Annotated in this window: 22 protein-coding genes; 10 read left to right on the top strand and 12 right to left on the bottom strand. The window is 38.7% G+C overall.

What is annotated here, in order from left to right; all coding sequences use genetic code 11:
- Positions 1-35: 35 nt before the first annotated feature.
- The 5 genes from H5058_RS02730 to ilvY form a co-directional block, all read right to left on the bottom strand.
- Entirely contained in the window at positions 36-1,277 is a 1,242-nt protein-coding gene (locus H5058_RS02730; RefSeq protein ID WP_182676801.1) for an ATP-binding protein, read from the bottom strand.
- 26 nt (positions 1,278-1,303) lie between these two features.
- A complete protein-coding gene (locus tag H5058_RS02725; protein ID WP_182676799.1) occupies positions 1,304-1,996 on the bottom strand; it encodes a response regulator in 693 nt (230 codons plus the stop codon).
- A gap of 14 nt (positions 1,997-2,010) precedes the next feature.
- Positions 2,011-2,385: a DUF3019 domain-containing protein gene (locus H5058_RS02720; RefSeq protein WP_011327545.1), complete on the bottom strand. Its 375-nt coding sequence runs from the start codon at positions 2,383-2,385 to the stop codon at positions 2,011-2,013.
- 1 nt (position 2,386) lies between these two features.
- Complete coding sequence (locus tag H5058_RS02715; protein WP_011327544.1) at positions 2,387-3,238, bottom strand: MipA/OmpV family protein; 852 nt, start codon at positions 3,236-3,238, stop codon at positions 2,387-2,389.
- 228 nt (positions 3,239-3,466) lie between these two features.
- Complete coding sequence (ilvY, locus tag H5058_RS02710; RefSeq protein WP_011327543.1) at positions 3,467-4,372, bottom strand: HTH-type transcriptional activator IlvY; 906 nt, start codon at positions 4,370-4,372, stop codon at positions 3,467-3,469.
- A gap of 136 nt (positions 4,373-4,508) precedes the next feature.
- On the opposite strand from ilvY, the gene ilvC reads away from it, so the two are divergent.
- The 4 genes from ilvC (at position 4,509) to H5058_RS02690 (ending at position 10,266) form a co-directional block, all read left to right on the top strand.
- A complete protein-coding gene (ilvC, locus tag H5058_RS02705) occupies positions 4,509-5,981 on the top strand; it encodes a ketol-acid reductoisomerase (RefSeq protein ID WP_182676797.1) in 1,473 nt (490 codons plus the stop codon).
- A gap of 160 nt (positions 5,982-6,141) precedes the next feature.
- A complete protein-coding gene (locus H5058_RS02700) occupies positions 6,142-8,061 on the top strand; it encodes a methyl-accepting chemotaxis protein (RefSeq protein ID WP_011327541.1) in 1,920 nt (639 codons plus the stop codon).
- Positions 8,062-8,147: 86 nt separating this feature from the next.
- A complete protein-coding gene (locus H5058_RS02695; protein ID WP_179808128.1) occupies positions 8,148-9,329 on the top strand; it encodes a tetratricopeptide repeat protein in 1,182 nt (393 codons plus the stop codon).
- Positions 9,319-10,266 carry a M20/M25/M40 family metallo-hydrolase gene (locus tag H5058_RS02690; protein ID WP_179808129.1) on the top strand — a complete coding sequence of 316 codons (948 nt, stop codon included), beginning with the start codon at positions 9,319-9,321 and terminating at the stop codon, positions 10,264-10,266. Before H5058_RS02695 ends, H5058_RS02690 begins: the two co-directional genes overlap by 11 nt.
- Here H5058_RS02690 and H5058_RS02685 read toward each other — a convergent pair.
- A complete protein-coding gene (locus H5058_RS02685; RefSeq protein ID WP_089367892.1) occupies positions 10,253-10,567 on the bottom strand; it encodes a GIY-YIG nuclease family protein in 315 nt (104 codons plus the stop codon). The genes H5058_RS02690 and H5058_RS02685 overlap by 14 nt on opposite strands.
- A gap of 112 nt (positions 10,568-10,679) precedes the next feature.
- Between H5058_RS02685 and H5058_RS02680 the strand changes: the two genes are divergently transcribed.
- On the top strand, positions 10,680-11,039 hold the full coding sequence (locus tag H5058_RS02680) for an outer membrane protein assembly factor BamE (protein ID WP_086993523.1): 360 nt from the start codon (positions 10,680-10,682) through the stop codon (positions 11,037-11,039).
- Positions 11,040-11,104: 65 nt separating this feature from the next.
- On the opposite strand, the gene H5058_RS02675 is transcribed toward H5058_RS02680, so the two are convergent.
- Positions 11,105-11,428 carry an RnfH family protein gene (locus H5058_RS02675; RefSeq protein ID WP_011327536.1) on the bottom strand — a complete coding sequence of 108 codons (324 nt, stop codon included), beginning with the start codon at positions 11,426-11,428 and terminating at the stop codon, positions 11,105-11,107.
- Positions 11,425-11,865, bottom strand: a complete 441-nt coding sequence (locus H5058_RS02670) for a type II toxin-antitoxin system RatA family toxin (RefSeq protein ID WP_011327535.1) — start codon at positions 11,863-11,865, stop codon at positions 11,425-11,427. Before H5058_RS02670 ends, H5058_RS02675 begins: the two co-directional genes overlap by 4 nt.
- A gap of 147 nt (positions 11,866-12,012) precedes the next feature.
- Here H5058_RS02670 and smpB point away from each other — a divergent pair, with 147 nt between their 5' ends.
- Together smpB and H5058_RS02660 are read left to right on the top strand one after the other, a co-directional pair.
- Complete coding sequence (gene smpB, locus H5058_RS02665) at positions 12,013-12,492, top strand: SsrA-binding protein SmpB (RefSeq protein ID WP_011327534.1); 480 nt, start codon at positions 12,013-12,015, stop codon at positions 12,490-12,492.
- A 364-nt stretch (positions 12,493-12,856) separates the two neighbouring features.
- Positions 12,857-15,445, top strand: coding sequence for a TonB-dependent receptor (locus tag H5058_RS02660; RefSeq protein WP_011327533.1), 2,589 nt, complete (start codon positions 12,857-12,859; stop codon positions 15,443-15,445).
- A 59-nt stretch (positions 15,446-15,504) separates the two neighbouring features.
- Here H5058_RS02660 and H5058_RS02655 read toward each other — a convergent pair whose 3' ends face one another.
- Together H5058_RS02655 and fadR are read right to left on the bottom strand one after the other, a co-directional pair.
- A complete protein-coding gene (locus tag H5058_RS02655; protein ID WP_011327532.1) occupies positions 15,505-16,110 on the bottom strand; it encodes a peroxiredoxin in 606 nt (201 codons plus the stop codon).
- A gap of 278 nt (positions 16,111-16,388) precedes the next feature.
- A complete protein-coding gene (fadR, locus tag H5058_RS02650) occupies positions 16,389-17,102 on the bottom strand; it encodes a fatty acid metabolism transcriptional regulator FadR (RefSeq protein ID WP_011327531.1) in 714 nt (237 codons plus the stop codon).
- 443 nt (positions 17,103-17,545) lie between these two features.
- On the opposite strand from fadR, the gene dsbB reads away from it, so the two are divergent.
- Together dsbB and H5058_RS02640 are read left to right on the top strand one after the other, a co-directional pair.
- Positions 17,546-18,064 (top strand): disulfide bond formation protein DsbB, encoded by a 519-nt coding sequence (gene dsbB / locus H5058_RS02645; protein ID WP_011327530.1) that lies wholly within the window; start codon positions 17,546-17,548, stop codon positions 18,062-18,064.
- Positions 18,064-18,366, top strand: coding sequence for a DUF6170 family protein (locus H5058_RS02640; protein ID WP_011327529.1), 303 nt, complete (start codon positions 18,064-18,066; stop codon positions 18,364-18,366). The genes dsbB and H5058_RS02640 overlap by 1 nt, the downstream gene beginning before the upstream one ends.
- Before the next feature lie 15 nt (positions 18,367-18,381).
- On the opposite strand, the gene H5058_RS02635 is transcribed toward H5058_RS02640, so the two are convergent.
- Entirely contained in the window at positions 18,382-18,681 is a 300-nt protein-coding gene (locus H5058_RS02635; protein ID WP_011327528.1) for a helix-hairpin-helix domain-containing protein, read from the bottom strand.
- A 315-nt stretch (positions 18,682-18,996) separates the two neighbouring features.
- Here H5058_RS02635 and H5058_RS02630 point away from each other — a divergent pair, with 315 nt between their 5' ends.
- Positions 18,997-19,314 (top strand): YebG family protein, encoded by a 318-nt coding sequence (locus H5058_RS02630; protein WP_011327527.1) that lies wholly within the window; start codon positions 18,997-18,999, stop codon positions 19,312-19,314.
- Between the two features lie 60 nt (positions 19,315-19,374).
- Here the strand turns inward: H5058_RS02630 and putP are convergent, their stop codons facing one another.
- The gene (gene putP / locus H5058_RS02625) at positions 19,375-20,886 is read right to left on the bottom strand and encodes a sodium/proline symporter PutP (protein ID WP_310735836.1); all 1,512 of its coding nucleotides are present in this window, start codon (positions 20,884-20,886) and stop codon (positions 19,375-19,377) included.
- Positions 20,887-21,181: the final 295 nt, after the last annotated feature.

The following is a 21,181-nucleotide window of genomic DNA, read 5'->3' as shown; positions in this document are numbered from 1 at the left end:
TATTTATGTACTTTTTATTTATGTATTAAAAGCTGCTATTTACTAATCGGTAAGCTGACAATAAATTTAGCTCCGCCTAAGCTTGAATCTTCAATTGTACACTGACCTTGATGCCAAGAAATAATTTTACTGACAATAGCCAATCCTAAGCCAAACCCACCGGTTTTTTTATCTCTACTTTTATCCAATCGAGTAAATGGCTTAAATACATTTTCACGCTCAACTTCAGCAATACCATTGCCATCATCTTCAACAATAAAAACTATATTATTAGCTTGCGCTAATAAGGTTATTTGCACACTATTATTGGCATGCTTTAAAGCATTACCTACCAAGTTTTGCATTATTCTCGCCATAAAGTGACTGTCGCAGCGGTAAATCAGTTCACTGGGTAATGTAGTGCTTAACTTTATTCGCGTATCAAAACTGAGTTTTTCAACCACCGTTTTAACCACTGCCACTAAATTACAATTGATCAGCTGTAAACTCGGTTGCTGTGAATCTAAACGTGCATACTCAAGCATTTCAGAAACCAGTGCCTCAAGTTCATTGATATCGACTTGCATATTAGCTAAGTATTTTTCGGCTTTATCATCGAGCATTCGGTCTTGAAGCATTGCAATGGCAAATTTTAACCGCGCCAGTGGCGTTCTAAATTCATGCGATACCGATGAGGTAAGCTCTTGCTGCGCGGTTAATAAAAACTCAATTCGCTGCTGCATCACTTGCAAGGTGCCCGTTATAGGTAAAAAAAATGATTTAGAGCTATCTGTTAATTGAAAGTCCTGTGAGCCACCTACGGCCTCGCATGCATTACGCAGCTTAGCAAAGTCTCGCCACAGTAAAAAACTCCACAAACCAACAGGAATGCCTACAATTAATAACAGCAATAAGTAGGGTAAAACAGAGGCTGCGGGCTTGGCTGCCCCCCCTATAGGGCCAACCTGTAATAGTTGTGTGGCGTTAAGTTGAACATACCAAACTATGCGCTGTTGTTTATCATATAAATAAAGGTAGTGATTTTTTAATAGCTGAGCTTGTTGCTCGGCGGGTAATATTAAATCGCGCTGAGCAATCACTTGACTAGAAAAATGGTTTTTTAGCTTTGTAAGCCCATTAGGGGTTTGTGATAATAACCACAAAGACTGGCCAAACTCATCGTCGAGTAGCACCTGCTGCTGCGATTCTTCATATGGCCAAAGCTGTTCAATTACCCCGCTGACAATAAATAACGAGACAATAATATACACATACAGGCTTATAAACAGCTTGCCCATTAACGCAGCTTAACACTAAGCATTAATTACATATCCCACGCGTCAGAAACAAATAAATAGCCTTGCCCCCAAACAGTTTTAATCCGATAAGGTTTGTCGCTGTTATCGCCCAGTTTTTTGCGAATTCTTGAAACGCGTACATCTACGGTGCGATCTAGGCCATCGTATTGTCGCCCTATCATATGTTGGTGCACATGTTCGCGGCTCAATACTTCTCCGGCATTTGATGCTAGTAGCCAAAGTAATTCAAATTCATGTGAGGTTAGGACTATTTCTGCACCCGATAACTTAACAATACGGCTGGTTTTATCAATAAATAAGTCGCCAAACTGCAGCTCTTCGGTGGCTTTTAAGTTAGGTTGCCCACGGCGTAATAATGCGCTAATTCTTGCTAATAATACACGTGGCTCAGCCGGTTTAATAACATAGTCATCAGCGCCAAGCTCTAGCCCTATTACCTGATCAAAGTCTTCACCTTTGGCCGTTAACATTAAAATAGGAGTGGTGTATTTATCACGTACTTGTCTGCAAACACTAAAGCCATCTTTACCTGGCAGCATTACATCTAAAATAATCAGGTCGACGGGATTACTTTCAAGGTAAGTAAACACTTCATCACCACGATCTAGTACGTCGACTTCTAAGTCATTATGTTCGAGGTAATCTTTGGTTAATTGCTGTAAACCAAGATCATCTTCAACAAGTAATATTTTTGGCATTTACTACTCCTAAATTAAAAAAAGCTCCACGGTGAACGCAGCCGATACTGTTTTTTAGTATGGGCACTTTGTACTTCAACGAGTACGCTCGCAAGTGAGTCACCGGTGTGAGGATTGATCAGGGAGTATATGGTCTCCACCTGAACACGCGCTTTATAGCTAAACTGACCAGAACCTTGCTGTTGCCAGCATCGTATTTGCGTATTTTGTTGATACAAACACACATCTTTAACCGCTAACTGCTGCCATTTAAACTGCAAATTGAGATCGCAAAAATCATGCTGTTCAGAGACAACACAAACTTTGGGAGATACATCAAGAATTGTTTGCGCCACGCTAACGCCACTAAGTAGTGAAGAAATAAACACAAAAAAGATTAAATACTTCATATTAAAAAGTATGTTCAAATCCTATAAAGGCAGTCGTTGAATAATGACGTTCAAACAGCGGGCTACTATCCATAGCCGAATAGTCATAATATGCTAAATGAAAACGAAGAGCGTTGGCCTTGCTAAGGGGCCAGCGGGCATCGATTTTAGCATAAGGTTGCCAACTACTACCAACTACTATTTTACCTAACAGTGTTTCATCACTGTTTAAACCGTAATAATAGTCGTTTAATTGCGCAGACTTATAATTAACTCCCACAGTGGGCTTTAATTGCAAATTACCTACTTGCCCATGATACTGCCATTGTATTGCAGCTCGCCAACCATTATAAGCTGAGTTTACATCGTGCAATGCTTGCACGGATAACATCTGCTGCTCAGCTACAAAGGAGTAACTAATACCTGCATCTAAAACGAGCTTGCGCTTACTAATATTATTAATATTTATTTGTTGAGGCGAGGTATCTGTTTCTAACTGAGTAAATTGATTATTTGAACTAGCACTTTTTAGCGCAAATATATTTTGCGGGTGCCAATCAATAAAAAAACGCGACTCAGGGTTTAATTCTGTTACTAGGCTTAAGTTATGCTGTTGCGTTTGTTTAAACGAGTAGCCAACTCGGCCATTATCAAAAAACCATTGTTGGCCATAAAAGGCTATTTGAGGAATGATCACCAACGGAATATTATCTGCACCATATAATGGATTAGTTATTACTCCCGCCCCTATACTCATACTTAAATGCAGTTGCTCTGTAGATATATGTGCATCTACAGGCTCGTCACTTTGCGCTAATACCTGAGCATTAAACGAAAGAGAGATTAATAATATTATTATAAAATAAAACCGCATTGTGTTCATCGTACATATATAAAAAGGCCATTTATCCATAGTAGCAAGGTCATTGAGAACAAGCTCTAGGCAGTTACAATCATTAACAACTTTTATACAATTATGATTACTTTGCGGCTTATATACTTAGCCTAACAGCTCTATTGATAGGCAATAGAGGAACGGTAGATTAAAGGCTTACGCTATCTGGGCTTTTATACTAAGAGCAACCTTAGTAAGTGTATTGCATTAAATTATTTTTTCACCCATATTTTGCGCTATATTCCACAAGGCACTTATAGCCGGGTCGTTTAATTCCTTATGTAATACTGCCAAGCCAATATCAATACCTTTAGGTGCATGTGTATTTGTTTGTAAAACGTGTACTTTGTCTTGTAGTGGACTGTTATCTAAAACTATTTTAGGGATCATTGCTATACCAAAGCCAAGGCTCACCATAGATACCATCGCTTCGTGCCCCGCTACTTGTGCATAAATTTTTCCCTGAATATTATTTTTTCGCCACCATTGCTCCAAGCGCTGCCTAGCAAACCCTTGCTCTGGCACAATAAATTCAAGTTCTGACCAATCAATACTAGGTGTATTACTAGCAAGCTTTTGCGTAATTGAGCACGCAATTTTAGGCGCAATAAATACCAGCGGCGAATAGCCAATATCAACAAAGGCAATTTGTGCAGGTAACTTATTTGGCTTAGCAGCAATAGCCATAGATTCGTGGCCATCTAAAACACGGTTTATTGCCAGCGCAGGATCACCGGTATTTAGGGTGATTTCTATATGCTGATGTTGAGCGCGTAACTGCTCTAAAATATGATGTAAAAAGCTGTACGATGCGGTTACTGAACAATAAATACTCACGTTGCCATAAATATACTGCTGTGGCTCTTTTAGGTTCGCTTTAAAGCGCTGCCAATTAGCCAATGTGGATGTGGCGTAGTCAATAAATGCCAGCCCTTCGCGGGTTAGTTTTACACTGCGGTTATCACGTAAAAATAGCATTACCCCCACTTCGCTTTCAAGCTGCTTAATATTACGGCTCAATGTCGGCGCACTTATATGACAAAGTTCACTGGCACGCGAAAAGTGCAATGTTTTTGCCAACGCTAAAAAGTAATTTAAATGCTTGTGATCCATAATCAACCCAGTGTTTCATATTATGAAACACTCTAATGCAAATATATCAGTTTACGCAAGAAAAGATTTTTCATATGGTTGAGTTAAGCAAAGCAACAGCAATGCATCTAACAAACTGAATCAATAGGACACTAACATGGCGAATTATTTTAATACCTTACCTTTACGCGAACAATTGGCGCAATTAGCCCAATGTGAATTTATGAACGCAGACGAGTTTACTGACGGCGTTGATGCTCTTAAAGGTAAAAAACTGGTTATTGTAGGCTGTGGCGCACAAGGCTTAAACCAAGGCTTAAACTTACGTGATTCTGGTTTAGATGTGTCGTATACGCTGCGTGACTCGGCCATTAGTGAACGTCGTCAATCATTTTTAAACGCGTCTGAAAATGGCTTTACTGTAGGCACTTACCAAGAACTAATTCCAACTGCCGACGTAGTATTAAATTTAACGCCTGATAAACAACATACTTCAGTGGTAAACGCAATTATGCCACTAATGAAACAAGGCTCAACCCTTGCCTACTCTCATGGCTTTAATATTGTTGAAGAAGGTATGCAAGTACGCGACGACATTACCGTTATTATGGTAGCACCTAAATGCCCAGGCTCTGAAGTGCGTGAAGAATACAAACGTGGCTTTGGCGTACCAACTCTAATTGCTGTACACCCAGAAAACGACCCACAAGGCCATGGTTTAGCTCAAGCTAAAGCCTATGCTGCAGGTACTGGCGGCCACAGAGCCGGCGTACTTAAGTCGTCATTTATTGCTGAAGTAAAATCAGATTTAATGGGCGAGCAAACCATTTTATGTGGCATGTTACAAACCGGTTCTATTTTATGTTTTGATAAAATGATTGAAAAAGGCATTGATGCAGGTTACGCCTCAAAACTAATTCAATACGGCTGGGAAGTAATTACTGAAGCCCTTAAATACGGTGGCGTAACCAATATGCTTGACCGTCTTTCAAACCCAGCTAAAGTAAAAGCGTTTGAATTAAGCGAAGAACTAAAACAAATTATGCGCCCACTATATAACAAACATCAAGATGACATCATCGATGGTACTTTTTCACGTACCATGATGGAAGACTGGAATAATGATGATGCAAACTTACTTAAATGGCGCGCAGAAACAGCCGAAACTCACTTTGAAAAAACCCCACCGGGCAATGTTGAAATTGCTGAGCAAGAATTTTTTGATAACGGTATTTTAATGGTCGCTATGGTTAAAGCAGGCGTAGAGCTTGCATTTGAAACCATGACTGCCGCAGGCATTATTGCAGAGTCGGCTTATTATGAGTCATTACATGAAACGCCACTGATTGCTAATACCATTGCGCGTAAAAAGTTATTTGAAATGAACCGTACAATTTCGGACACGGCTGAATATGGTTGTTATTTATATAACCACGCATGTTTACCTTTGCTACAAGACTTTATGCAAAAAATTGACACCGACGTAATTGGTAAAGGCTTAGGTGAGCATAGTAATCAAGTAGACAACCAAACGCTAATTCAAATTAATACAGCATTACGTGAACACCCTGTTGAAAAAGTAGGCGCTACATTACGCGGTTACATGTCAGCAATGAAAAAAATAGTTTAATCCCAAGTTAATCTAAGTTTCACTTGTTAGAAACCAAGCCCACCTGCTTTTGCGGTGGGCTTTTTCGTACCTGTATGGCGCGCTATTCATCACTCGCTCAAAATATATAATGTGTTAAAATAATCACCTACTTGGTTCAGTTGTAAACAAAATTACCCTTATGATGATACAAAACCTTTCTATTACTCAAAAAATCACCGCTTTAGGCAGTGTTATAGCAATCTGTGTTGCCGCGCTCATCGGCTTAACATCGTTACATAACGCAGAGGATATCATCGAAAAGCGCATGATAGAGTCTGAACTTCCAAGCAAGTTACAAACTATTAGTAACCATATTGGTGGCGAAATAAACGAGCTTTTAGGCGCCGCAGAACAACTTTCTTCAAATGTATTTCTGATTGATTGGGCAAATTCAGCCACCGAGGACGACTCTCAACTTCTTAATGAGTTAAATAGATTAGTACAGCAGTACGATCTTGCTACTGCATCATGGGCAAATAGAGACACCGCACAATACTGGAACCAAAATGGCTTTTTACGCGTATTAAAAAACGATGCCGCAGATGGCTGGTTTTTCGCATTTAAACAGTCAAAGCGCCCTTATGACATTAGTATTTATCAAGAATCTGCTAACGATGTAAAAATGTTTATTAACCATCAGCAACCCAATGGTTTAGGTTTGGCAGGGCTTGCTAAAAGCATTACCGATATGCAAAAGCTACTGCAGCAATTTAAGATTGAGCAATCTGGATTTGTTTTTCTTGCCAATAAAAATGGCTTGATCCAGTTACACAAAGACGCCAATAAAGTGGCTAAAGTAAATATAGATGCCCTGTACGGCGAAAATATACATAATAAATTATTAAATAGTAATGGCTTTTCATTGGCAGAAATTAACTTAGCCGGTGAAGACACCCTGGTTGCTGCAACACCAATAAAAAATACTGACCTTTTTGTTGTAGCCCAAGTACCTAAAAGCGAAGTGTTTTCGAGTGTGAGTAAATTAGAATGGCAAATTTTAACCTTCACTATAATTATCGCCCTTATAGCGAGCTGTATTAGTTATTTGCTTGCTCGCTCATTGTCGTCGCCACTGTCGAAAATAGCCGAGCTATTCTCTCGTTTAGGCACAGGCGATGCTAATTTAGCATATAGACTTCCTTACTCTGCGCAACCTGAGCTAAATAATTTAACCGATGGTTTTAATCAATTCATCGAAAAAATAGACACAGCAATTAAACAAGTTGCCCATGAAAGCCATGGGATCCGCCAAAGCTCTGACCACGTGTTTGCGCAAGCAAAACATAACTCACAAGCAATTGATCAGCAAAAAGAGCAAACAATATCAGTTGCTGCCGCCATTAACGAAATGGGCGCAACAGTACAAGAAATAGCACAAAGTGCCGCCAACACGGCGAAGTTAACCAATAGTAGCCGTGAAAACACCAGTAAAAGCCATCAACAGGTACTGCAAAGCCAAACGACTATTGCAGCTCTTGCTAGCGACATAGATGGCATTACAGAGCAAGTAACCTTACTTTCTAAAAAAACGCTTGATATTGCTAGTATTGTTGACTCAATTAGAGGTATTTCTGAGCAAACAAACTTACTTGCGCTTAATGCTGCTATTGAATCTGCGCGTGCGGGCGAGCACGGTCGCGGTTTTGCTGTTGTTGCCGATGAAGTGCGAGCGCTGGCTAATCGTACCTCACAATCAACCACTGAAATTCAGTCGATGATTGAAGAATTAACCCAAATATCGAATGATGTTGTTACCGATATTAGTCAGTCCAAAAGTAAAGCTCAGCAAAGTGTAGGGGCAATGCAAAACTCAGTTGAGCTGCTTGATACAATTACTGAAACAGCAAATCAAATTAATGATATGGCAACCTTAATCGCAACAGCAACAGAGCAGCAAAGTAATGTAGTAGCCGATGTAGGACGTAATATTGAGCAAATTAGTGAAATTAGCGACAAGTCGATGAATGAGCAATTAAATACTGAGCAGGCTATTCGCGATTTAGCAAATAGCGCACAAACGCTTGCGTCACTTGTTGCCACTTTTGAGGCAAATCGCTAACTCATTTTTTGTAACATTTAAATTATACCTCTGAGTAAAATTACAACTACACTTAACTGGTAAGTAGTTTTGCTTAGAGGTGTTATATGAAAGCCACTCAACTTAAATATTATTTATCATTTAGCTTTATACTTTTTTTGTGTGCGTGTAGCTCACCGCCAAAGTTAGCGCTGCCGCAACTCATTGAGCCAGCAAACTTTAAGCTACAACAGATCGAAACTCCAGCAGAAATATTTAAATTAGATACCAGCTTAACGCGGCAATTAGATTCTCATTTAAACAGTCAAAATTCAGCCCAACATATTGCACAAGGCATATTTAGCTTTTTATTAAAAAATGGTGATGACTCACTTGCCTATCGCTCATCTGCCACTTTAACCGCTGCACAAAGCTATCAAAATCTAAACGCTAACTGTTTGTCATTATCTATATTAGCGTATAGCTTAGCGGAGCACTTAGGCTTAAAAGCGCAATTTCAAAAAGTACATATCCCTGAATATTGGGCACTTGATCAAGGCGTTAATTTATTAACCGGACACATAAATTTAAGCCTTAATAGCCAACCTCTAATAAAAGATGCTGGCACTTTATTTTACCAACGAGATCAGCGCTTAATTATCGACTTTGACTCTAACAGCCGACAAGCACGCTTTAAAACAACACGATTATCAAAAAATACTGTTACCGCTATGTTTTATAATAATAAAGGTGCTACTGCGCTAATAAATAAACAATATGAATTAGCCTATAGCTACTTTAATGCAGCAACTAAGGTAGCACCTAATTTTAGCGTTGCATGGGGGAACTTAGGTGTTTTATTTAAGCAATTTAACTATTTAAATGAAGCCGAGCAAGCTTATAATTACGCCCTTCATCTTGATAAAAACAACAACACAGCACAAGGTAATCTTGCTATGTTGTACTTACTTACAGAGCGAGAGATGCAAGGAACTCAAATACTTAATCAGCTTGATAAACAGCGCCAAAGTAATCCTTATTACCATATATCACTTGGTAATACCGAGTACGTACATAAATATTACGCTAAAGCACTCAAACACTTTAAAAAGGCCTATACATTATCCCCCACACTTCACGAAAGTCATTTTGGCTTGGCGCGAGTTTACTTTCAGTGGGGCGATACAAAGCAAGCAAAGTACCATTTGCGTAAAGCCGGAAAAAATGCTGATTTTTTACATGACAAAAAACGTTATGACGCAAAGTTAAAAGCGCTGCAATCATTAACCGCAAAGGTAGGTGCCCATTAAACAATTAACTGTCGTTATTATTTTTCTGCTTTTAAGCCCTTTTGTTAATAGTAAAACGGCGCAGCAGCTACTTATTGATGATTTATATTACTTAGCAGACCAGCAACTTGCAGGTAGAAAAACAGGTTCTCAAAGCGCAGAGCTTACAAGAAGCTATATAAAACACAGATTAAGCCAAGTTAATAATAACGTGGTCGAGCAGCCATTTTGCTATAAATCGGGCCTATTTAGCCAAGCGTGTGGTATTAATATTATTAGTTCCAACATAGGTGCTCTAGAGGCAGTAACACAGGCAAGCGACCCATTACAAAAAGCCACTCGTATTATTATTACCGCACACTATGACCATTTAGGTAAACGTGGCGGAAAACTGCATCCTGGAGCAAATGATAATGCCACCGGTGTTGCTGCTTTAATTTATTTAGCAAGCGTATTTAATGATAAGCCACTGCCTTTTTCTCTTACCTTTGTAGCCACAGATGCAGAGGAAAACGGCTTACATGGCAGTAAATATTTTGCCAAAACACTGCTACCAAATAGCGTTATTATGAACATAAATTTAGACATGCTAGGGGTTAAAAAACGTCGTAGCAACTTATATGTATTAACCTCTAGATCGTTAAAAAACACCTTAAATAGTGTGTTTTTAGCCGTTGAAAATAATAATGTAAATTTAAAACCGGTTTACTCCGCAGCGCAAATGAGCAGATATATAAAATCTAAAAATATAAACTGGCATAAAGCGAGCGATCACTATTCGTTTGCAAGACAAAAAATCCCTTATGTTTACTTTGGCATGGGCTACGACAGTGCCCATCATACAAGTAATGACACCGCTGAGAATATTAACAGCAAACTTTTTACTGATGCAGTGCTATTAATAGAAGCCTTTATTAACCAGCTTGCTAAAACACCACTCCCACTTAGCCCGTCTTAAATGATGCTACATAGGCTTCTTTTTTAGCCCTAGATAATTTTTTCACTTGGTATTCTAATTTACTTGCTGCACTTTTATTGCCAACACTGTGCTGATGAATAAGTAAAAGTGGGCCTTTACCTTTAAGGTTTTTTGCACCATTACCCGCTTGGTGCGTAGCAAGACGTTGCTCAACATTGGTCGTTATACCCGTATACCAATGGCCGTAGCGGGTTTGTACTATATACAAATACCAGATAGATGGCTTTTTTAAGCAGCTCTGATCACTGCATTTTAAACTTTTTTGATTATCAGTGGTCAAATCGCTACCTTAACTTAATGCCCTTAACAAAAAACAATTGCTTAAAAGGGTTTTACCTTCAGTGACTAATCGGTATCATGCAGATTATAAAAAATAAGGATCACAACTAACAATGCAGTCGTTAAAAACTTTTTCTCTTTGGCTTATCGTTGCTTTAACGCTTAGTTCAGCAGCTGGGTGTTCTAGCTGGGTATACAGAATCAACATCCCTCAAGGTAACTTTTTAGAACAATCTGATGTTGATAAACTGCGTGTAAACATGACTCGTGAGCAAGTTGTTTATGTATTAGGCAAGCCTATCGCCGAAAATGCATTTGATAATAACACTTGGCGTTATGTATATAGCTTTAATAAAGGCCGTAGTAACGAGCAGTACAAATCACTGGTTATTAACTTTGAAAATGAAAAGCTTGCTTCTATTTCAGGTGATTACGAACAGCCAGAAAACTTTACTACTCCACTCGAACAATAAGCACCCTCGCTTATAAAATTATAAAGGTGAGTTAAGCTCACCTTTATAATAGCTAAAACCTTATGCTATCGCTCTATAGGACGGCCACCGGTTACTTTATTTGCTCGCCCTTCTTCTTTCGCTTTTTCAGCTCGTTTTCTACGCGCATCTTTAGGATCGGCAATTAAAGGACGATAAATTTCAATTCTATCCCCCTCTTTTAGCTCTTGATTAGGCTTTACAGTTCTATTCCAAACACCGAGTGTTAGTGCTGTAGCATCTATTTCTGGGTGTTTTTCGATAATTCCTGATTGAATAACAGCTTGTTCTACCGTTGTTCCCTTAACAACTTCTATTGTTAAGCTTGTTGCTGTTTCGGGTAGTGCAAATACAACTTCAACATCAATCATACTCTCGCTCCATAAACCTGTTTCGCGCGCTGAGTAAACGCACTCACCATATTTTTTGCAACATCATTAAATATTTTACCAAACGCTAACTCAATCAACTTACTCGAAAACTCAAAGTCTAATTGTAACTCTACTTTGCAAGCATTTGCGTCAAGTTGTTGAAAGTGCCAACGCCCCTGCAACATTTTAAACGGACCATCTACAAGATTTAATACCACGGTTTGCTCATCAACAAAGGTATTTTCTGTGGTAAACCACTTTTTTATACCTGCTTTTGATATTTCTAAACTCGCGGTCATGCTATTATTGTGTTGCTTAATAATTTTTGAGTCTGAGCAATTAGGTAAAAACTGAGGATAGGCTTCTACATCATTAATAAGGTCAAACATCTCTTTAGTGCTGTACATAACCAGCGCACTTTTTTTTATTTGTGGCATACTCACTCCCAACTGTGTGGTGGAATTTTAGCAAGCTTTACGCGTTTCCCCAAACTTTCACGCTGCTTAAATTAATTACTAAGCTTTTAAATGCATTATTAAAAAATCGATGTAAAACATCTCGTATTACGTATAATATAGGGCACTATGGCTAAGAATAAATCATCAAAATCGACAAGCAATACCATCGCGCTTAACAAAAAAGCGCGACATGAGTATTTTTTACACGATAAGTTTGAAGCGGGTGTAGAGCTCCAAGGCTGGGAAGTAAAAAGCATCCGAGCTGGCAAAGTTAACATCACTGAAACTTATATCCATCTTAAAAACGGTGAAGCATTTTTATTAGGCGCCCAAATTCAGCCTCTTAACAGTGCATCTACCCATGTAATTTGTGATCCTTTACGTTATCGTAAGTTACTATTAAGCAGACGCGAGCTAGATCGCTTAGTAGGCGCGACTGAACGCGATGGCTATTCATTAATTGCTACTGCTATGTATTGGAAGAATTGCTGGGTGAAACTTGAGTTTCATTTAGCAAAAGGTAAAAAATTACACGACAAACGCGAAGACGGTAAAGATAAAGACTGGTCGCGTGAAAAAGAACGCTTAATGAAGCATAAAGCATAAATAAAAACGCCTAATTTATTAGGCGTTTTTTTATTTATTTTAAAATAATTTAACGCACAATTTTAAACCAAACTGCATAAATATACTGCAACTTAGTGGCTGTTAATAAAAGAATAAATTATTACAAAATAAGTGCTCACTAAACTATTTAATTCTTACCACTAATTGCAAAGCAAGATTTATATTAAAACCCCGCTTTATGTCGAACTTCTATCTCCAAGTAAATAAAACACACTGACTATTTTACCAGCAACACCCAGACTAAAGTCACACCACACCGCAATTGCTAACACCTTTGTTACATGGTATTAATATGGAGGCTTTTTTAGCTACCAAATTCAACAAAACTAACAAGGACTTAAGGATGAAGCAATTTGCATTTACCCCTAGCTTAATTGCAGGGGCTACTTTGGCATTAACAGCTGGCTTTACAACAACAACATACGCCGCTGATGAAGTGAAAAAAGTAGAACGCATTGAAGTAACGGGCTCTCGTATTAAACGTTCTGATATGGAAGGCCCTTCTCCGGTTCAATCTATCAGTAGAGCCGATATTGATAACATGGGTTATGACAACCTACAGCAGTTGCTTGAAAGAATGCCTGTTGCAGGTAGCGGTACTTTCTCTACCCGTGGTAATAACCAAGACTCTACTGCAAATGGTTCTGCAGCGGTAAGTTTACGTGGCCTAGGTGCTGACGCAACTTTAGTACTTATTAATGGCCGCCGTGTTGCTATTAGTGCATTCGCTGAAGGTATTACTAACTCATTTGTTGATATTAACAGTATTCCTGTTTCAGCGATTGAACGTATCGACATTTTAAAAGATGGTGCATCGGCTATTTATGGCTCTGATGCTGTTGCGGGTGTAGTTAACGTTATCTTGAAAAAAGATATTGATGGTATTGAAGTAAACTTAGGCTACGGTGGCACTGACGGTCCTAATTACGAAGAAACATCAGCCAGCATCGTTTGGGGTACAAGTAACGAAAAAAGCAGTGCTTCCGTTATTATTGACTACTTTAAAAACACCTCTTTATCGTCAAGTGAAATGGGCAGTTTAGGCACTGCAGATCAAAGAGCTTTAGGTGGTGAGGACTTTCGTTCATCACGTGGCTTCCCTGGTTACTTTTACGTTGATGGTGTAAAAACCATTGACCCTGCTTGTCCAGCCGATAGCGCAACTGCCAGTGGCAGCTGTTTGTTCGATTACGGCCCATACGGCTATATTGCACCAGCATCTGAACGTATTGGGGCTATTTCGCAGTTTGAGTATAATTTTGATAATGGTATTACCGCATTTTTAGAAATGGCAGTACAACACAATAGCTCTGTGGCTATGGGTGCGCCAACTCCGCTAGATGAAGATGCAGGGCTTACTGTGCCAGCAAATCATCCTAATAACCCATTTGGTAAAGATATAGATATTGGCCGTTACAGAACGGTTGATGCCGGTGCTCGCCAATGGGATATTGAATCAGATACGATGCGTTTTGTAGCGGGTTTACGAGGCGAGTTTAACGACTGGAGCTGGGAGACAGCGGTACAAAAAGGTCGTAGTAAATCAATGCAAACTGGCGATCGCTCACAAGGCTGGGTGCGTACCGACTTTTTACAACAAGAAATAGATGCCGGTAATTACAACCCATTTGGCGGCACTTATAACGATCCTGCAGTAATCGACAGAATCACTACTAGCTTAGTACGTCAAGGTGAGTCACATATGACCTCATTTGACGCAAACATTAGCGGTGAAGCATTTAGCTTTGGCGACGATGTGGTGATGATGGCAGCCGGTATTGAGTACCGCGAAGAAGACGTTACAGATATCCCTGATGATCAGTTCCGTCGCGGTTTAATTTTTGGTACTGAAGCTGTATCAGCCGCAGCATCGCGCGATCAATATGCTGCTTATGTTGAATTTTCAATTCCACTAGCTGATACATTAGAATTGCAACTTGCTGGACGTCACGATGACTATAGCGATTTTGGCACAACTACCAATCCAAAAGTTGCACTTCGCTGGGCACCTAGTGATGAAATCACGGTTCGTGGCTCATGGGCACAAGGCTTTAGAGCACCCTCTTTAGCACAAGTTGGCCTAGGTCCATCAGAAAAAAGTCAGTTCTTTATTGATACTCAACGCTGTCAACAAACGGGCTTAGACTGTCAGGCACTTGATTACAACATTCAATTCTCTGGTAATGCAGACTTACAACCTGAAGAGTCTGAATCTTGGAACGTCGGCTTCATTTGGGCCCCTAGCGCAGAGTTTGGTTTAAGTGTTGATGTGTGGAGCATCACCCAAGACAATAAAATTGACCAAGAAGAGTTTGGTCCAATTTATGCTGCCGAGTGTGGTAATCAAAACAGTACTGTATGTGTTCGCTTACCGCCTACTAATGGTGAAAGCTTAGGTTCAATTCAAAAAATCTATAGCACATTTGAAAACGTCTCTTCACAAGAAGTATCTGGCATCGACTTTTCAGCAAATTACAATCATTCATTGGATGATTTAGGTTTATTGAAATTCAATTTAGAGTGGGCTTACCAAAACAAATTTGAAAAAGATGGCCGTGATTACTCTGGTGAGTATGGTTACCCTGAGCATCGTTGGATTTTCTCAACTAACTGGGAAGTGGGCGACTTTAATACTAATGTTAACTTAAGTTATGTTGGTGAGTTTGAAGACACACCTGATATCGACTTTGACGGTAACTTAGATTTTGATAGCAATACATCACGTATGATTGATTCACAAGTGTTGGTTGACTTACAAACGTCGTACCGTATCACTGAGTCAGCTAAATTATCACTAGGTATTAATAACTTGTTTGACGAAGAGCCTCCTTTTGCAATTGGTGATGGCGATTCTGACCTTTACGGTTATGCGTCTGGGGTTCATAACCCACGCGGTCGTTATATTTATACTAAAGTAAGCTTCTCGTTCTAAATTAGAAGCAACAAAAAAACCGCCAATTGGCGGTTTTTTTATTTAAAACGAGAGCTAAATTATAGATCGCCTTCGTTTTCAGATAGGAACTTAGCAACGCCTTCAGGGCTTGCATCCATACCTTTTTTACCTTCAGTCCAACCAGCAGGACATACTTCACCGTGCTCAGTGTGGAACGCTAGCGCGTCAACCATACGTAGCATTTCATCAATGTTACGACCTAGTGGTAAGTCGTTCACTACTTGGTGACGTACATTGCCTTCTTCATCAATTAGGAAAGAACCACGAAACGCAACACCCGCTTCAGGATGCTCAACGTCGTATGCTTTACAAATTTCATGTTTAATATCTGCAACTAGTGCATATTTAACTTTACCGATACCGCCATCTGCAACAGCAGTGTTACGCCATGCGTTGTGTGAGAATTGTGAATCGATAGAAACACCAATTACTTCAACGCCACGTTTTTGGAATTCTTCATAACGCTTATCAAATGCAATAAGTTCAGAAGGACATACAAACGTGAAATCTAGTGGGTAAAAGAAAATAACTGCTTTTTTACCTTTAATTTTTTCATGAAGGTTATAGCTATCTACAATTTCACCGTTACCAAGAACTGCTGCAGCGGTAAAGTCTGGTGCCTGGCGGCCTACTAATACACCCATTTTATTCTCCAAATATTTTGAGTTTGTTGTCAATTGCTTATGCAATGCTGATAGTTATATGGGCTCTAAAACTTAAAAACCAATAGCGCACATATAATTATTATTATTCTAGAGAGAACTGGTGCGAAATGACAATCGTATTTAACGATTCCTCCCATCGATAATACTGAACGCTAAAAAGTGATGGGGTTTATTTTATTAGCTCAGTTTCTTGGTTATAAAGTATTAATAAAATGAAGACACAAAAAAACCTGCAAATGCAGGCTTTTAAAATAGGTTTAATCCATTATGTCGCTGGGCATATCGCCACGAATTTGTTGCCAAATTTCACCGGTTTGATGACCATATTTACGCATCATCATGATCGCACCGTCGTGTTCTCTGTTTTCAGCCAATTTAGTTAAGTCTTTATAAAACTGGCGAGCCAACTCACGCGTCCCCGGATCTGAAAAATAATGACAACCTATTTTTGAATAAAACCCTTTAAAGCCATTGAGTATAAGCACGTAAATACGATTATTACCTGCAACAGCTAACTCGTGATGCACTTTATAATCGTAATCAGCAAATGCTTGCGCACTGTCTTCTAACTCATCGCTTTGTGAGAGAATTTCAATCACACGTTCTGGATTTAACTTTATAGCTGCACGCGTATAAATTGCGCTTATATTAGTGCGTGCAGAGAGTAACTGGTCGGTTAACTCTGGCATTTTATCTTCATCAAGACGTGCTAACGTTTCAAGAATATTTAGTCCTGACGTTTCCCAAAAGTTATTCACTTTTGTTGGCTTACCATGTTTAATAGTTAACCAGCCATCTCGAGCCAATCGCTGTAATACTTCACGTAACGTCGTTCGGGTAACACCTATTAACTCTGAGAGTTCACGCTCAGCAGGTAGAATAGATCCAGGAGGGAAATCGCCATTCCAGATAGACTCTACTATGTATTCTTCAGCAAATCCTGCTGGGCTTTTCGCTTTAAAAATTCTCATCCAATTCCCACTCGAATTAATTCACACTACTACATACGATTAACCGACTGATTGTACCAGACGACGCTCAAGTAACAAGTAAAGTACGCCATATTACTGCCAGTATGCGATTAAAATATTTGTGTCTATAAAATGCTTTATATTTTTTACTAACACTTGTCGCAAGCACTTATATATTCACCCTAGATACATTTTAAGTAGTTATTTACTTTAAGTTCGCGCCTTGCCTTATTAACTTATTACGTAAAGTCACCTCACACACATACTTTACTCGTTTAAAGGGCTACCTCTTTATTCACATTATTGGATTTTTATTGGCTTTTAGAATTATAACCTTAACTTTAATCATCATAAATGCATGTGGGTAGGCTTTAAGTCGTTTTGCTTGCCCCTAACTTTATCCTACGTCATAATCTAACGTCTTATTTAAATACGGATTTATTATGAACTGGCTTGCACAATTACCCACCCAACGTACTCCTTGGCTTTTGTTTAGTGGTATTGTTTTTCTGCTTGAAATAACGGCACTGTTTTTTCAATATAAAATGGGATTGGCGCCATGTATCATGTGCATATATCAGCGTACTGCGGTATTAGGTTTACTTATTGCAGGTATTATTGGTACAAGTAATCCAGAGCATAGAGGGGTTCGCTTGCTCGCCTATAGTGTATGGGCTGTTTCTAGTGTTTGGGGATTTATAATTGCCCGCGAGCATATCGAAATGCAAACAACCACTGATCCTTTTGCATTTAGCTGTGAGTTTGAACCTAACTTTCCTGCCTTTATGCCATTACATGAGTGGATCCCAAGCTTTTTTGCAGCCACTGGTGATTGCGGAAACATTGACTGGCAATTTGCAGGGCTAAGTATGCCGGCATGGATGGAAGTAATATTTGCGCTGTTTGCAGCCACTTTATTTTTACTGGTAACGAGTCGCTTAATGACTAAAAGGTCGCTGTAATGCTTGTGTTTTTTTCAAGCCAAATTAATGCTCTAAAACATTTAAAAATACGTGACAGACAAGCTGTTATAGCGATTTCTTTAAGTATGCTTTCACCTGTTAATAAAGTACTACTTCGTATTATAAAATTATTATTACTCAGTCCGCTGTTTTTAATATTTGCCGTATTTGAAGGCTGGTTACTCATCCCTTTTTTACTACTCGGTGGGTTGTGTTACCCACTACTAACGACTCCAATTGAGATTAACTTTGCTAAAAAGCATTTATGTGAAGCATTAACCCAATATACTAAGGGCGCTTAACGCGCCCTTTTTAACTTAAAACGAAACCTTACCTTCAAGCTTTGCAGCTAATTTTTTACCTATACCTTTTACCATTTTCAAATCCTCTAACGATGTAAAGTTACCCTTTGCTTCGCGATAATCTATAATAGCTTGTGCTTTTTTCTTACCAATACCAGGGAGCTTAGATAGCTGGCTAACATCAGCAGTATTAATATTTAAAGCCGCCTGTTTTACTTGCTGAGTTATTGCTGAGGTATCAACATTTGCGTAGGTAAGAGTTACTGGCAACATACAAAAAGCTGCAGCTAAAATACTATATTTTAGTTTTTTCATCTTTCTTCCTTTTTTGTTCATACATGAACATTTACTTTGTTGTTTATATGTTTAAGTCATAACGCAAAAGGCTTTTTACACCTGCACTTTATTAAATACTTAAACCTAACATTCACTCCCTGTGAGATCCTTAACTGCAACGGTACACAAAAGTGATTAAGTTAAATAAAGTAAAGTTAATCTTTGTTGTCAACTATTATCACTTAATATTAATTAGGGGACTTGCAAATTTAGGCACAAACTTGTACTGTACATAAAAACAGTAATCTAATGGTTTATATATACTATATGCCACGCAAGTAAGCAGGAGAAATCATGGCTGTTGTTGTTAAATATGTTGTAGAACGAAACGGAGTCGAGCGCATGACGTTTACTACCAAAAAAGAAGCTGATGCCTATGATAAAATGCTCGATATTGCAGAGTCGCTTGAAATTTTGCTAGAAAAAGTTGATGTACCATTAAGTGAGCAACAAGTAGAGTCACTCGCTTTAGAAATGGCAAAAAGTAAAGATGACTTCATGACAATATTAAAAGGTGGTAAAGAGCCTATAGCCCCTAAAGCTGCTGTAAAAAGCAAAAAAGCAGATAATGTTGCACCCATAGAAGAAAGTAGCGACAAAAAAGCGAGTTAATAAATTTTGCATAAAAAAAGGGAGTAACCTAAGTTACTCCCTTTTTTTGTTTATAACTTTTTATAGTTCTTGTTCTACTTCATCAAATAAGGTTGTAATTTCTTTAGCTGGCTCATTGGTCATTAAGCTAACTAATACAATCGCAATACTTGATAAAATAAAGCCTGGGACTATTTCATAAATAACGCTACTTAAACTCGCACCATTAATGGTAATTGGTGCGTATATCCATATAAGTACTGTTGAAGCCCCCACTAACATGCCTGCTAAGGCGCCAGCAAAGTTCATTCTTCTCCAGTAAAGGCTAAACAATACGAGTGGTCCAAATGCAGCGCCAAAGCCTGCCCACGCATTACTCACTAAGTCTAAAATAGAACTATCTCTATCGTAAGCTAAGTAAATAGCAAACATAGCAACTAATGCCACACTAATACGCCCAACAAAAACCAGCTCTTTTTGAGAGGCTTCGCGATGCAGGTATATTTTATAAAAGTCTTCAGTTAACGAGCTTGAACACACTAGCAATTGTGAAGAGATAGTACTCATTACAGCCGCTAAAATAGCTGCTAATAAAAAGCCAGCAATCAATGGATGAAAAACCAATTCTGATAACACTAAAAATATTGTTTCTTTATCATTTATCGGCATTTCATTTTCTAGTATGAAGGCTGCCCCAAATAAACCAGTTAGTACTGCGCCTATTGCAGATAATGTCATCCAAGACATACCAATGCGTCGCATTGCTGGAATATCTTTAACTGAACGTACCGACATAAAGCGTACTATAATATGAGGCTGACCAAAGTAACCAAAGCCCCAAGCTAACGCAGAAATAATTGCGATGGTAGAGCCACCAGCAAACCAATCTAGCATATTTAGAGAATGAACTTCACTGGCCTTTGGCGAGATAAGTAACAGGTCATAGCTTGCATTAGCGAGCGTTTCCATTACTGGCTGATCAAGCATAGTAAACGTTACTATTGGTACTACTAATAGCGCAATAAGCATAATGCAACCTTGTACAAAGTCGGTCAAACTTACCGCTAAAAAACCACCAAAAAGCGTATAAAGTACTACAACGCCAGTAGTAACATAAAGGCCAACTTCATAGCTCATTCCAAATGAATTTTCAAATAACTTACCACCAGCAACCACGCCAGATGAGGTATAAAGTGTGAAGAAAACAATAATAACAATAGCTGAAATAACACGTAATATATTCTTATTGTCCGCAAAGCGATTTGCAAAATAATCCGGGATCGTAATTGAATCATTCGCTTTTTCAGTGTAAACACGAAGCCTAGGTGCAACTAAGAAGTAATTTGCCCAAGCACCAAGTACTAAACCAATCGCAATCCAAACCTTACTCAAACCAAAAAGATACATAGCGCCGGGAAGGCCCATAAGTAACCAACCGCTCATATCAGATGCACCTGCAGATAGCGCAGCAACACTTGGTGATAAATTACGGCCCCCTAACATGTAACCTGAAACATCGCTGGTTGATTGCTTAAATGCATACAATCCTATACCTAGCATTACAACAAAGTATAATGCTAGTGAAATAATCATTCCTGTTTCCAAACTCGCCTCCACTAATAAATTGCAACAGGCTTTTGATCCAAATAATGACTCTTAAAATATTATAGTTAAGACAGTATTGGGATAAAAACCATTCTCTGTCACTATAGCATGGGTAATACTTAAAATTCCAACATGTCAACTTTAGTGAATTAAAAACAAACAAAGCGTATATATTTAAATCAAAACCTCTGTAACTTATTAAAAGTATGTTATTAATCTAAGATAAGCTTATTTACATCATGCTATTTTTAATGTTTTGCCATATATTGTTACAATCAATAGT

Origin of the sequence: Pseudoalteromonas sp. SR45-4 (assembly GCF_014163535.1) — a bacterium.
In the GTDB taxonomy this organism is placed as follows: Bacteria; Pseudomonadota; Gammaproteobacteria; order Enterobacterales; family Alteromonadaceae; genus Pseudoalteromonas; species Pseudoalteromonas nigrifaciens.
This window is presented reverse-complemented; position numbering and strand designations above follow the sequence as displayed.